Source organism: Roseburia sp. OM03-7AC, assembly GCF_003462625.1.
Lineage (GTDB): Bacteria > Bacillota > Clostridia > Lachnospirales > Lachnospiraceae > Roseburia_C > Roseburia_C amylophila.
The window spans coordinates 1,276,240-1,291,072 of the sequence record NZ_QTZJ01000001.1; the positions used below are offsets into that span (position 1 = coordinate 1,276,240).

Sequence of the window (14,833 nt, forward strand, 5' to 3'; positions counted from 1 at the left end):
GCGAATCGACAATACCTGTCTTTTAACTTTTGTAACTATTTCATCTGAGCCAGACGCTCCTGTACGGTAGCCATCATCTGCTCATATTTTGCAAGCTTATCTTTCTCTTCCTGAATCTTTGCAGCAGGTGCCTTGCTTACAAACTTCTCATTATTTAACATGCCGTGGGAGCGGGCAAGTTCTTTCTTAAGACGCTCTTCTTCTTTCAAAAGACGCTCTTTTTCTTTTTCCATATCTACCAGGTCTTCCAACGGCATGTATACAACAGCTCCCGGAATAACTACGGATACTGCATCTTCTCCGATTCCTGCCTTATCGGACTGGACATCAATCTCGCTGGCACTGATAAGATTCTGGTATGTTTTCTTCATGCTCTCGAAGGTCTCACAAAGTGCTTTGTCTTCAGATACGATAAATACCTTTGCCTTTCTGGATGGTGGAACATCCATCTCTGTTCTTAAGTTACGGATGCCTTTTACCAGCTCTTTTACATGAGCAAGCATCTCTTCTTCTGCCGAGAAATTCCACTCTTCTTTGTAAACCGGCCAGTCAGCCAGCATAATGGTCTCTTCCTGCGGATTTAAGGTACAGTAGATTTCTTCTGTGATAAATGGCATATATGGATGTAATAATTTTAATGCCTGTCCTAATACCGTACGAAGTGTCCAGAGTGCACTGTTGGCAGCCCTGGCATCCTCGTCTTTCTTATAAGTACGAACTTTGGCAATCTCGATATACCAGTCACAGAATTCATCCCAGATAAAGTCATATACTTTCTGTACTGCAATACCAAGTTCGAATTTATCCATATTTTCTGTTACATCTTTGGTCAATGTATTAACTGCTGAAAGAATCCATTTATCTTCCGGTGCCAGGTCAGAAATTGCAGGCTTTGTTACTTCCATACCCTCTAAGTTCATCATAATGAAACGGGATGCATTCCACACTTTATTGGCAAAGTTACGGGATGCTTCTACACGCTCCCAGTAGAAACGCATATCATTTCCCGGTGCATTTCCGGTAATCAGTGTCAGTCTCAAGGCATCTGCACCATATTTATCAATAACCTCTAACGGGTCAATTCCATTTCCAAGAGATTTACTCATCTTACGACCCTGGGAATCACGAACCAGTCCGTGGAATAATACAGTATGGAATGGTGCTTTGCCCATCTGCTCATATCCTGAGAAAATCATACGGATTACCCAGAAGAAAATAATATCGTATCCGGTTACTAATACATCATTCGGATAGAAATAATCTAAGTCTTCTGTTTTCTCCGGCCAGCCTAAGGTTGAAAATGGCCATAATGCAGAAGAGAACCAGGTATCCAGAGTATCCGGATCCTGTGTCATATGGGTGCAGCCGCACTTCGGGCATTTCTCCGGTGCGTTCTTAGATACTACCATTTCTCCGCATTCATCACAGTAATATGCAGGAATACGATGTCCCCACCAGAGCTGTCTGGAAATACACCAGTCACGGATATTATCCGTCCAGTTAAAGTAGGTTTTCTCCATACGTTTTGGAAGGAGCTTGATATCTCCATTCTTTACACCTTCTACTGCCGGTTTGATTAAATCATCCATTTTTACAAACCACTGCTGTTTAATCATTGGCTCTACGGTTGTGCCACAGCGGTCATGGGTTCCTACGTTATGGGAATGCGGAACAACTTTTACCAAAAGTCCTTCCTTCTCTAAATCCTCTACTAGTGCTTTCCGGCATTCGTATCTGTCCATGCCCGCATATCTGCCGGCTTTGCTGTTCATGGTTGCATCATCATTGATAACAACGATTTCTTCCAGATTATGACGTTTTCCAACTTCAAAGTCGTTCGGGTCATGAGCCGGTGTAATCTTTACACATCCGGTTCCAAATTCTTTATCTACATAGGAGTCTGCAATAACCGGAATCTCACGGTCTGTCATCGGAAGCTTTAACATTTTTCCGATAATATCCTGATAACGTTCATCATCCGGATTTACTGCTACTGCAGTATCACCAAATAAAGTCTCCGGACGGGTGGTTGCGATTTCTACGAATCTTCCCGCTTCTCCTACTACCGGATAATTGATATGCCAGAAGAAGCCATCCTGTTCTTCATGTTCTACCTCGGCATCGGAAATAGATGTCTTACAGACAGGACACCAGTTTACGATACGGGAACCTTTATAAATAAGACCTTTTTCATATAATTTTATAAATACTTCAAGAACTGCATCAGAGCATCCTTTATCCATGGTAAAACGTTCTCTGCTCCAGTCTGCGGAAGAACCCATTTTCTTTAACTGGTTGATGATGCGGCTGCCATACTCATCCTTCCACTCCCAGCATTTTTCTAAGAAGCCTTCTCTTCCGAGGTCATTCTTGTCAATTCCCTGCTTCTTTAAGGAATCAATAACCTTTACCTCTGTTGCAATGGCTGCATGGTCTGTTCCCGGCTGCCATAATGCATTATATCCCTGCATTCTCTTGTAACGGATTAATATATCCTGCATGGTATTATCCAATGCATGTCCCATATGAAGCTGTCCGGTAATATTTGGCGGCGGCATTACAATGGTAAACGGTTTCTTGCTGCGGTCAGCCTGTGCATGGAAATATCCATTGTCTTCCCATTTCTTATAAAGTCGGTCTTCAATCCCTTTTGGGTCGTAGGTTTTTGCAAGTTCTTTGCTCATAATTGTTCTCCTTTTTCTAAATTGGACGTTTCGTAATTTGTAAAAGTGCTATCTTTATTAGTAGACATTTCAGTTATCTGAAAGGTATGGGACTTTTGATAGGAAATACTGCTGTTCTAAAGGCACATGTTTTTCTTTTTGCTATAAAGGCTGTCTTTCCAATATTTGACAAGCCAGCTTCACTGTTCGCCAATACGCGGATGCTATTTTAGTTTCCTATAAGCTGTCTACAAGCACTGTCCCGCATCCGCCTCTGTCGGACAGTACCGCCGTCCTGTCAAAGTAACGGAAAGACAGCCTGCAAGCAAGAAAAACATGTACCTTAGAGCAGCTAGTATTTCCTATCAGATAAAGTCCTACATCTTTCAGATAACTGAAATGCCTCAAATAAATATTCTATCTTCCACAAATACTATACTCATGCAGAAACAAAGAATGTGCCTTGGCACATTCTCGCGCCTGCGGCGGTCGCTTGCGACATCTACCTTATACGCCGCAGTGCGCATCCTCGCGGAGCGTTTTTAACTTTACAGAAAAGCAATTTCCTGTAAAGTTAAAAAGCCCTCCCTATCCAACTGGATAAGAAGGGCGAATCAGCGCGGTACCACCTTCGTTATACATAGTATCTATGCATATCTCTTCTCCGTAACGTGGAGTGCCGGGAAAACTTATGCCATTCTGGGATTCTTTATGAGATTCCGTTTGCAGGCTTTCTGGGTCTTCCGGTTCGAAAGCTACCTTCCATCTGTCGTATTCAGACAACCTTTCAGCCGATGAGCCGTCCTCTCTTAGAACCGTACCGATGTACTCCTCTTTCTCATTACCTTTATCTCTAGGCATTATATTAAATTTGCCAGGCACTTTTGTCAAGGGTGAGTTTTTTATTCTTCAAAATTCTTTATAATTCCTTTCGAAATGCCATAAAAATCCATTCTCATTGCCTGTATCCTATGTTATAATAAACGAAAACGAGAAAAATTTATACTGTAATGACAAAGGGAGAGTTTTTATGTCTATGCTAAATTTAAAAGAACTGGATTCTATGCATTTAAGCGTTCTAGCTGAAATTGGCAACATCGGTTCCGGTAATGCTGCTACTGCACTGGCAGGCCTCTTAAATACACCGGTAGATATTGAAGTGCCAAATATCTGCCTGATGGATTATACCAAAGCTGCAGATTATCTTGGTGGGGCAGATAAAACTGCTATTGGTATGACTGTAAATGTAAAAGGTGATATGAATGGTGTTATGCTTCAGATTGTGGAGAAAGAATTTGCCAGCCGGCTTATCAACACCTTTTATAAAAAAAATGTCGCTTCCATTGATTCACTGGATGATATGGATTTATCCGTATTGCGCGAAATGGCAAACATCACAACTGCTGCTTATGTAAATTCTATTGCAAAAATGACAAATACCTTTATTGATATTGAACCACCGCAGAACCATCTTGGTACCATTGGTGAAATTCTGGCTGTCCCGGAAAAAGAATTTACAAAACTGGATTATCAGGTTCTCTTTATTGATGAACGGTTAAGTTTTGCCCATACCCAGATTAAAAGTGCCATGATTCTGATTCTTGAAATAGACTCTATGAAAGTGCTTTTTGAAGGACTTGGTATCGATTTATAACATTGTAAAAGACAAAAAAGGACGTTCCCGTCTGGAATAATTTCCATTCAGGAACGTTCTTTTTCTCTACTCTTCTTCTTTGTCCTCATCTGCAATTGCCGCTGCGGCCCCGGATACTGCGGCTACTACCGCTATTACAGCTACAATTATTACAAATAAGATTAAAATTCCAAGGAAAATCAGAAGTCCACCCTCTGTCATCTTATTACCTCCTCCTTGTGCCAGATATCTATAGTATACTACGATTCTGTATTATCGTCTATAAATTCTATCATATGACGAATATCCTGCATCTCGCAGTCCATTTCTGTAATTACATCTGCAACATGCTTTAATTTATCTGCTATTTCTTCTGAATTATTAATATGTTTCTTATAGCGAAGCTTGTGCTCAAGACTCGCCCAGAAATCCATGGCAATGGTCCGGAGCTGCACCTCCACTTTCATATGGCGCTTCTCGTTCGATAAAAATATCGGCACATCTACAATCAGATGCAGACTACGGTATCCGTTATCCTTCGGATGTGCAATATAATCTTTCTTCTCTACCAGAATGATATCATCCTGCTGCAGCAGCAAATCTGCCATAGTATAAATATCTTCCTGAAAAGAACAGATGACACGCACTCCCGCAATATCAAACATATTCTCCTCAATTGCTTTCATGGAAAATCCAATATTCTTCCGTTTGATTTTTTCAATAATACTTGCCGGTTTCTTCAGTCTTGTTTTTATGGACTCAATCGGATTCCTGTTATATTGTGTGGAAAACTGCTCATTTAATACCTTAAACTTTGTTTCCACTTCCATCATGGCACACCGGTAATACATCATCAAATCCCCAAAGGGTTTCATCTCACTTAAAAAATCCTCCGGATGTGCCTCGTCTTTTATTCTGCTAAAATCTAATGGATTCATCTTTTACTTTCCTCATAAGTTTATTTTTCTTACTTTTCTATCATATCAGAAAATACCCGAAACAACTATTAATTTTTTCTAAAGTTATCGCAGCGCTTACCAAAGTCTGGCAGAAAAGAAGTTCGCTCAAACAAACCTGGCTCCTTCTTTTCTGCTAGATTTTTTCTCGCTACTTGCGTAACAAAGAATGTGCCTTGGCACATTCTCGCGCCTGCGGCGGTCGCTTGCGACATCTACCTTATACGCCGCAGTGTGCATCCTCGCGGAGCGTTTTTTACTTTACAGGAAAGCAATTTCCTGTAAAGTAAAAAAACAGCAGTGTCCATGTTTTCTTCAACATATTTAAGACACTGCTGTTTTATCTGCCTTATCGGTAGCTTTGCTTTATAGATGACTAAGGGTTACATTTTGTTATCCGTTTTTAGTTTTTCTGCCCTAAAGTTACGGTTACCGTCTGTTCCTGATACTGTCCATCTGTCTGACGTTCAAATACAACTTCTACAGAATCACCTGCTGCACAATACTTAATCGCATCATTTAATTCTGTTGTAGATGAAACCTTGCTTCCATCAAAGGATGTGATAATATCTCCTGCCTGTAAGCCTGCCTGCTCTGCCGGTGAACCTTCCTTTACCTGATAGAGATATATTCCTTCCGGCATATTATAGGTCTGTGCAACGGCGGAGGATACATCTACACCTGAGATTCCAAGATATGCGGAACGGGATTCATCCACCTGTTCCCGGTTGATTAATTTTTCAATAATCGGAGACGCTGTATTAATCGGGATAGCATAGCCCATACCTTCTACACTGGTATCAGAATATTTTACAGAACTGATACCGATTACTTCACCCTTGGCATTCAGTAATGCGCCACCACTATTACCAGGGTTAATAGCCGCATCAGTCTGTATCAGTTCATTGGTGGTGGTAGAACCGTCATCATTTTCTACGGACACCTCTCGGTTCAATGCACTGATAACACCGGTTGTAACAGACTGCCCATAACCTAACGCATTTCCGATTGCGACTGCTGCCTGACCTACACTTAAGTCATCAGAATTGCCAAGGGTTGCAACCTTAATGGTACTTAAGGTGTCTGCGCTGATATCGGAAATCGGAACTGCAACGACTGCTAAGTCACTTCCTGCATCTGTTCCTTTTACTTCTGCGGCTACTGTGCTGTCATCTGAGAACTGCACGGTAATACTTTGGGCACCGGATACCACATGATTATTCGTTGCTACATAGATGTACTGGTCATCCTGGCTTACTATGATTCCGGAACCACAGCTTTCCTGTGGCTGTGATGCAGTATATCCATACCAGGTGCTTACCTGTTTTTCACTCATATTCGTAATTGCAACAATAGATGGCATTACATTATCTGCAATATCTGAGACATCCGTCAAATCGGTTACTGCTTTGGATGAAGTATTTGCTGCCTTAACGGTATCTCCGCTGCTGCTCTTATTCAGGGAAGCCTCTGTCTTAGCAGATTCAGAGTTGCTCCACTTCGTTCCAAGCAGCTGATTTGTTCCCGCAAATACGCTTCCTGAAATCAATCCAAAGACTAATGCAATAGCTGCACATTTTGCAAGTTTTACACCAAATCCACCTTTACCATGTTCTTTCTTTACTTTTTCTTTCCGTTTTTTCTTCTGCTGATTCTGTCCATATGGCTGTGTTCCGTGACTATAATAGGCATTTCCCTGTCCATACTGGGTTCCCTGACTATAATAGGCATTTCCCTGTCCATACTGGGTTCCCTGACTGTAGCCCTGTGAAGTATTTCCGTTCACCTGACTGCTCCATGAAGTATTTGTTCCGTCTCCTGTCTGCTGGTTCGTCTGATTATATGAATAAGGAGAGCTGGAGTTAAAATTGTTGTTATAATTGTTTTCCATAAAGATTACTCCTTTCATCTCTTTGTTACTTTCTGATTATGATAATATCCATAAATTGTGTCAGTTCTGTGTTTATTTATTGAGAAAAATATGTTTCTTTTATGTTTAATTTGTAAAAAGCTCTGCAAAAGAGGATATATTTTACATTAGAATTTTTTCTATAAAAAAGGACATTTTATTTTCACACCGAAATACCACCGTTCTTAATATTTCGTTTTGCTTTTTGCTATAAAAACAGTCTTTCCAATGTTTGACATAGATAGCTCCACCGTTCGTCGAAGTACGGATGCCTGATAAGGACTGTTAGGGGCACTTAGGATTTCGTCTGGCACCCGGCAACGCTGGCACAGGACGTGCCAGCGAGGCGCATCTGAACATGGATGTGAATATGCGCCGGTTGCCAGATGAATTTAAACTTTATCCGAAATCCTTAGTGCCCCTTGCAGGCATTATGTGGCATCCATATTCAACGGACGGTGGAGCTATCTTAAGTCAAAGCAACGGAAAGACAGTTTACAAGCAAGCAAAACGAAATTTTAGAACGGCTGGCATTTTAGTGTGCACAAAATAAAATGTCCTTTCATAGAAATAGAATTCTAAGTAAAACCGCATCTTCTTTTCCAATTGCTCTATAAATTACTCAACCGTAACAGATTTAGCAAGATTTCTTGGTTTATCCACATCACAGCCCTTTCCAACTGCTACATAGTAGCTGAACAGCTGTAATGGAATAATTGCCAGTGAATTTGCAAAATATGCATTGGTCTGTGGAATATAGATGACATAGTCTGCAGTCTTCTCAATCTCAGTATTACCTTCATTGGTGACTGCCATGACAAATGCACCTCTGGTCTTCACTTCTACAATATTGCTGATGGTCTTTTTCAGCAGTGCATCCTGTGTTGCCACTGCAACGACCGGTGTACCATCTTCAATCAGGGAAATAGTTCCATGCTTTAACTCACCTGCTGCATAAGCCTCAGAATGAATATAGGAAATCTCCTTTAATTTTAAAGAGCCTTCCATGGAAATCGCATAATCAATTCCTCTTCCGATAAAGAAAATATCCTTTGCTGCAATAAAACGGTTGGCAAATTTCTGGATCTTCTCTTTATGGCTCAGTAACATTTCCACCTGATCTGGCAGCTTCTTAAGGTCACGAAGCATTTCTCCTACTTCTGCTTCTGAAACTTTACCACGAACCTGTGCAAATTTAATTGCCAGAAGATATTGTGCTACAAGCTGTGCACTGTATGCCTTTGTAGTTGCAACTGCAATTTCCGGTCCAGCCCAGGTATACATTACTTTATCTGCCTCTCTTGCAATGGAGCTTCCAACTACGTTTACAATACCAAGAGTCTTAATACCACGCTCTTTTGCCATACGGAGTGCAGCCAGGGAATCTGCGGTCTCTCCAGACTGACTGATAATAATGACAAGGGCTCCATCCTCTAAAATCGGATTCCGGTAGCGGAACTCGGATGCCACATCTACATCTACCGGAATTCTTGCCATTCCTTCGAAAATATACTTACTGGTAAATCCGGTATGATAAGCAGAACCGCAGGCAACAATGTGAATTCTGCTGATATTTCTGATTTCTTCGTCACTCATGCCAAGCTCGTCGATGACAATTCTGCCATCCTTGATACGTGGACTGATGGTATCTCTTATGGTCTTTGGCTGTTCATTCATTTCTTTTAACATGAAATGCTCATAGCCGCCTTTTTCAGCTGCATGAATATCCCACTCGATATGTCTGCATTCTTTTTCGATAGATTCCCCGTCAACATTAAAGAATTCTATTTTTTCTTCGGACAGGCGGGCAATTTCTTCATTTTCAATAAAATATACATCTCTGGTATATTTTAAAATTGCCGGGACATCTGACGCAATCAGATTCTCCCCCTCACCTCTTCCTACAATCAGAGGACTGTCCTTACGGACTGCATAGATAACATCCGGATTCTCTGCAAAGATAATTCCCAGTGCATAAGAACCTTCCACACGATGCATGACCTTGGTAATAGTCTCCAACGGATCCCCGGTATAGTAATAATCCAGCAGCTGGGCCACAACCTCAGTGTCCGTGTCTGACTGGAACTTATAGCCTTTTTCTGATAACTTTTTCTTTAATTTCATATAGTTTTCAATGATACCATTGTGTACCACGGCAATCGTACCGGCTTCATTGAAATGTGGATGCGCATTGATATCACTCGGTGCACCATGGGTTGCCCAGCGTGTGTGACCGATTCCAACCGTTCCCGGCAAGGTAGCACCCTCATGGGTCAGCTCAGATAATACCTTTAATCTTCCGGTCGCCTTAGCCATGTTAATCTTCTTCCCATCAAAGATTGCCATACCTGCCGAATCATAACCACGGTACTCCAGTTTTGAAAGTCCATCCAACAAAATTGGAGCAGCCTGTTTCTTCCCTATATACCCAACAATTCCGCACATAATTCTTCCTCCTGCTTTTCTTTTACATTTTATTCTAATTGCTGTTATTTCATCCTGTCTTTTATAGAACTGTCTTTATAGTCCTTTTGACATTATATAAGATAAACCAAGGATTATCCAGTCCTTTTTTGAAATCTATATCAGCGCATGAACATAATAAAAACTTGCTGCAGATATCAATATGAAAAACATATAAATTCCACCGTATAACATACGATTTACTTTTTGTGGTATCTTTTCAAGTACCAAAGTCAGTCCTGTCGTGACAAAATAAAGAAACGGAATCAGCATCGGCATCAGATACCGCCCCTGTGGCTGATAGTCACTATAAAAAGAATAATAAGTACTCAATCCGCATGGAATTACCATGCATATCAGAAATGTGATATGCAGCAGTCTGTCTGACGAAAATATTTTTCTTTTCCACCCACCTGCCAGATAGCCAATGATTCCAGCAAGAAAAAGTATTCCAATCCCCAGATAGCCCCTGCCCATCAGACTCCAGTCGCAGGTCCTTAATATTCCAATAAAGCTGATCAGTGATGTTCTCAGCCAGCCGGAAGTAAATAACATCTGGTACCATGACCAGCCCTGATGATATGGCGTCGGCCGTTCTGACGGACGGAATCCCGGCTGTGCATACATTTCCCCATATTTATCCGTTGTTCGAAGTCCAAGGAAATCACCATCATATAATATTGCACTCCGGATAAACCACCAGCCAGCTAAAAGTATTGCTACAATAGCAATTACTGCTGCCATCCTGAACATCCGATGCATGTCAGTTCTTTTTCCTTCACCTTCTATTTGCCTTTCCTTCCAGTAGGAAATAAAGAAAAACGGTATACTCATCAAAAGATAACCGTAGGCATTATAATAAGATAATGCACATAACCCTATTCCAGTTCCTAATAGGATACAGCTTTTCCAGTCCCAGTGTCTGTCCCTGCCCCTAAGCCAGGCATAAATAATCCATGCAATTGTAAATAATGCAAAGGAATCATTATTCAGATAACTTCCAAGATACATTACCTGGGGCAGCAGGGTTCCAGACATTACGAACAAAAATCTGCTTCTATTGGTTTGAAATAAGTACTCTCCTATCTGAAACATCAAATATGCCATTCCGGTTATGGAAAGTACACTGGTGAATCTGACTGCCACATACAGCCAATACGCATTTGTGGTAAATAAAAAAGCTATTTTCAAAAAAACTCCGCTTATCATATATGACAGAATCGGAGTAAATCCATATGATATTCCCCAGATTGGATTTCTTAGCGCCGGGTCCGTTCCATCAGGAAGCTTTCCATGGGACGCTATATAATTACAGATATCATATTTCATTGCTTCATCCGGCCCGCTTCCGGAAGTAGTTGCCATACTCCAAATTGTCAACGCCAGAAATAAACATATTAAATACCCTCTTTTCAGAGTCTGATTTGTCTTTTCCATTCTCATTTCCTTTTCATTATTAATTTCTTCTTCATGATGAATCGTTGGTATTATACTCCTGAAAACTTATCCAGACAACTAAGAGTTCTCTTACTATTTTCTTAAGACTTTCTTTACCCTATTGATTTTACAAAAACATACGTTATCATAATAAAGAATCAAGAAGTAATAGTTTATGAAAGGAGCCAATGTTATGAAACTATCCATTGTAATACCAGTGTATTTTAACCATGATAACCTTCTTCCACTTTACAATGATCTGCGGGAAAAGGTTTTATGTAAACTAGATTGTGACTATGAAATTCTCATGGTTGATGATGGTTCCAAAGATAAATCCTATGATGTCATCTGCGAGCTTGCCCGCCTGGATACACATATTATCCCATTAAAATTATCCCGTAATTTTGGTGAACATGCTGCCATTCTTGCAGGACTCTCCCGCTGCAGTGGCGATTGTGCTGTCCGCAAAGCTGCAGACTTACAGGAACCATCCGAATTAATCTTAAGTATGTTAGAAAAATACAGGGATGGTAATAAGGTAGTACTTGCTACCCGTGCTGACCGTGAAGAACCTCTTACACAGAAAGCTGTTTCTTCCCTTTATGCCTATATTATGAAGGAGGTTGCACTTCCCACCATGCCCAAAGGTGGATTTGACAGTTTTCTGATTGACCGCCAAATCATTGACCTGCTGGTCGCAATGAAGGAAAAAAATACCTCTCTTATGGGACAGGTCCTGTGGAGTGGCTTTCAGACTGCAACTGTTCCTTATATCCGGAAAAAAAGAACCATCGGACATTCCCGATGGACTCTTCACAAAAAAATAAAACTTGCCACGGATTCCCTGATAGGATTCTCCAGCTTTCCGATTACCATGGTCACTGCAGCCGGTGCCGGAGTATTTCTCTTTGCACTCATTCTGTTCTTTATTACAATTTACCGGAAAATGACCGGAATTATAACTGCAGAAGGCTATACCTCATTATTAATCGTACTTTTAATGGGTATGGGAATTATTATGCTTTCCATCGGTATTATTGGTTCCTACATCTGGCGTATTTATGATGCCACCAGAAACCGTCCACCATTCATTATTGATGAACCGATGACACCAAAGACCTCCATGGCAGACACACAAACTGCCTTACCTAAAACTGAAAATAAATAAACGGACTGCCCTTCACATAAGCCAGACCAAGGATAAGGCCTATCTCAACAAAGAAAATCACAAGAGACCAGAAATGATTTAAATCCATAACCGGATAAAAACCATTGACGGTCTTTTCTTTTTTCTTTGCTGCCCTAAGATATGCAGCCACTGTTGCAATGCAAAGAATAATAATTGCTGCAATGGCAAAGCTGTACGGATGTGTAATGCCCGCCCGGAAGCCAAATAACTGTTTTAATACCAGCCATGCCTTCGGCACATTTTCTGCCCGGAAGAATATCCAGCAGATGCAGACAAAAATGTCCGTTCCGAGGATGGATAAGGTATCCACCAGAACATTTTTCTTTCTCTCCTGCCCTTTCTGATACCCAGCCAGTTTCCGGAAGCCCTTATGGATACAAAGAGCCAGTCCATGGAGACCACCCCACAATACAAAGCTCCATTCTGCACCGTGCCAGAGTCCCCCTAAAAGCATCGTTATCATCAGGTTTACATAAGTACGAATACGTCCCTTGCGGTTACCACCCAGCGGAATATAAAGATACTGCATCAGCCAGCTTGAAAGGCTGATATGCCACCGTTTCCAGAACTCACTGACATTATGGGATATATATGGAAGGTTAAAGTTCACCGGTAATTCATAGCCCATACATTTTGCACAGCCGATTGCCATATCCGAATAACCGGAAAAATCCATATAAATCTGAATGGAATAGGCTGCTACTGCCAGTGCAACCGTTCCGGAACCAAATATCTGAGGACTACGATATACTTCATCCACAAATACAGAAATATTGTCCGCCAGTACCACTTTCTTAAACATACCAAATACAAATATCTGTATTCCACTTTCCAGTCCCACAAGTGTAACCTTCCGGTTCTCCTTAAGCTGTGGCAGAAACTCCGATGCTTTTACAATCGGTCCCGCTACAAGCTGTGGAAAAAAACTTAAGTACAATGCAAACTGCAAAAAGCTTTTTTCTTTTTCTATCTTCCCGGTATAGACATCAATGGTATAGCTCAATGCCTGAAAGGTATAAAAGGAAATTCCTACCGGAAGAATCAGATTCAGTACTCCCGGTGTCAGATGAAACACATCACAAAAGGAAGTCACAAAGAAATCATAATATTTAAAAATTCCAAGGACCGCCAAAGGCGTGCCTACTCCAATCAGAAGAGAAATCCGGCTCTGCCGCAGATGCTTTTCATCTTTTTTTACCGCGGTAAAAAAGGAAATCCATGTAATTCCCATTAAAAGCAGGCAAAGCCGCATATTCCACCAGCCATAAAAAACATAACTGGCTATCAGAAGGATTCCCTGGCATATGATGCGGCGCTTTATTTCCGCAAAAGGCAGCACCCTCTGTACAAAAAGTAAAAGAAGAAACACTACAAGAAAAAACAGTAAAAAGCTTACACTTGCAAAACTCATCTCTGCTCCTCCTCTCCGATTGCATCATAAATGCACTGTGCCAGAAGCTCATGTCCATATGCATTAAGATGCCCATAGCCAACTGTTGTATTATCAAATCCACTGGCTACGATATGCTCTTTCACATAGGCTTCCTCTACGGAATCTGTCATGTCCGCAAAAATAATATTATATTTTCCACATAATTCTGCAAAAGTATCTCTGGTGTCCACACTTGCAGAGCATTCATAACTACCATCCTCTGTCAATGTCATATCCGGAATATAATAAATCACCGCCTGAACATCTGCTTCTTCCGCTGTCCTGCTGATATAGGCAAGCAGTTCCTCCGTGGCCGCATAGGTGTCATCACCAAATACATCATATCCTGCATTTTCCGTAATCGTTACATCTGCTTCGCCATTGTTCTGGCTCTGCAGATTCTTATACTGCTGATACAGCAGCTTGATATAAGGATTCTTTTCTAATACTTCCAGTGCCGGTATTCCGCTTCCCGCTGTCAGCTCAGGCATTTCATGGTTCAATGCCTGCGCAGCTTCTACCGGATTCATTGCCAGTGTTCCGGTCTCTAACGCAACATATTCAGCAGGCCGATAAACCTTAAGGGCATTTTCCAAATTACTGATATTACGGTAAATGGTATGGGCTGACATTCCCACGTTGTATACATACCGGTTGCTTCCATCTTCGGCGTATTTCTCATTTAGCAAATAAGATACACAATCATCCTCGTTGACATACAGTCCTTCCGTCTGGGAAGAACCCATCATTAAAATAGCAGTCTTTCTTCCATCCGCCGGATAACTGTTGTTATAACCACTGTCATCTGTAGTTCCCATGGCAAAACCTTCCGTTCCTCTCGCCCAGAACGTATCTGCCTGTCTTACATAGCTGGTCACTCCATTTCCACATGGTTCATGTACCGGAGGGTTGTAATAAAATACGCAAAAAAGCGCCAGAATTGCAAATGCTGTAATTCCAGCTCCTATTACCTTTCCGATAAAGCAGAATATTGTTTTTCCTGTTGTATTCCCTTTTTCCGATGTTCTTCCCGCCATGGAGAACCTCCTGTCATGATATAAGAAACAACTTTTCTGAATTCGTTTTCCGTCTCTTTTTCGTCTCTTCCTTATTTCCTGCGAAAGAAAAGCTGTCCTATTCCAGACAGCTTT

10 protein-coding genes are annotated in these 14,833 nt (G+C 41.2%); 2 read left to right on the forward strand and 8 right to left on the reverse strand.

Annotated features, from left to right (window positions below; translation table 11 throughout):
• Positions 1-35 precede the first annotated feature (35 nt).
• Positions 36-2,684 (reverse strand): valine--tRNA ligase, encoded by a 2,649-nt coding sequence (locus DXB39_RS06145; RefSeq protein WP_117840521.1) that lies wholly within the window; start codon positions 2,682-2,684, stop codon positions 36-38.
• Positions 2,685-3,693: 1,009 nt separating this feature from the next.
• Here DXB39_RS06145 and DXB39_RS06155 point away from each other — a divergent pair.
• Complete coding sequence (locus tag DXB39_RS06155; RefSeq protein WP_117840517.1) at positions 3,694-4,317, forward strand: chemotaxis protein CheC; 624 nt, start codon at positions 3,694-3,696, stop codon at positions 4,315-4,317.
• A 66-nt stretch (positions 4,318-4,383) separates the two neighbouring features.
• Here the strand turns inward: DXB39_RS06155 and DXB39_RS15155 are convergent, their stop codons facing one another.
• From DXB39_RS15155 to DXB39_RS06175, 5 genes are all read right to left on the reverse strand, one after another.
• Positions 4,384-4,518 carry a hypothetical protein gene (locus DXB39_RS15155; protein ID WP_022244432.1) on the reverse strand — a complete coding sequence of 45 codons (135 nt, stop codon included), beginning with the start codon at positions 4,516-4,518 and terminating at the stop codon, positions 4,384-4,386.
• Between the two features lie 38 nt (positions 4,519-4,556).
• The gene (locus tag DXB39_RS06160) at positions 4,557-5,234 is read right to left on the reverse strand and encodes a GTP pyrophosphokinase (RefSeq protein WP_117840515.1); all 678 of its coding nucleotides are present in this window, start codon (positions 5,232-5,234) and stop codon (positions 4,557-4,559) included.
• A gap of 421 nt (positions 5,235-5,655) precedes the next feature.
• Positions 5,656-7,143: a S1C family serine protease gene (locus tag DXB39_RS06165; RefSeq protein WP_117840512.1), complete on the reverse strand. Its 1,488-nt coding sequence runs from the start codon at positions 7,141-7,143 to the stop codon at positions 5,656-5,658.
• Positions 7,144-7,779: 636 nt separating this feature from the next.
• Complete coding sequence (gene glmS, locus DXB39_RS06170; protein WP_117840510.1) at positions 7,780-9,606, reverse strand: glutamine--fructose-6-phosphate transaminase (isomerizing); 1,827 nt, start codon at positions 9,604-9,606, stop codon at positions 7,780-7,782.
• Between the two features lie 135 nt (positions 9,607-9,741).
• Positions 9,742-11,061, reverse strand: coding sequence for an ArnT family glycosyltransferase (locus DXB39_RS06175; protein ID WP_117840508.1), 1,320 nt, complete (start codon positions 11,059-11,061; stop codon positions 9,742-9,744).
• 193 nt (positions 11,062-11,254) lie between these two features.
• On the opposite strand from DXB39_RS06175, the gene DXB39_RS06180 reads away from it, so the two are divergent.
• A complete protein-coding gene (locus DXB39_RS06180; protein ID WP_117697452.1) occupies positions 11,255-12,229 on the forward strand; it encodes a glycosyltransferase family 2 protein in 975 nt (324 codons plus the stop codon).
• On the opposite strand, the gene DXB39_RS06185 is transcribed toward DXB39_RS06180, so the two are convergent.
• Entirely contained in the window at positions 12,210-13,661 is a 1,452-nt protein-coding gene (locus DXB39_RS06185) for an MBOAT family O-acyltransferase (protein WP_117840506.1), read from the reverse strand. The genes DXB39_RS06180 and DXB39_RS06185 overlap by 20 nt on opposite strands.
• Positions 13,658-14,719: an SGNH/GDSL hydrolase family protein gene (locus tag DXB39_RS06190; protein ID WP_117697448.1), complete on the reverse strand. Its 1,062-nt coding sequence runs from the start codon at positions 14,717-14,719 to the stop codon at positions 13,658-13,660. The genes DXB39_RS06185 and DXB39_RS06190 overlap by 4 nt, the downstream gene beginning before the upstream one ends.
• Positions 14,720-14,833: the final 114 nt, after the last annotated feature.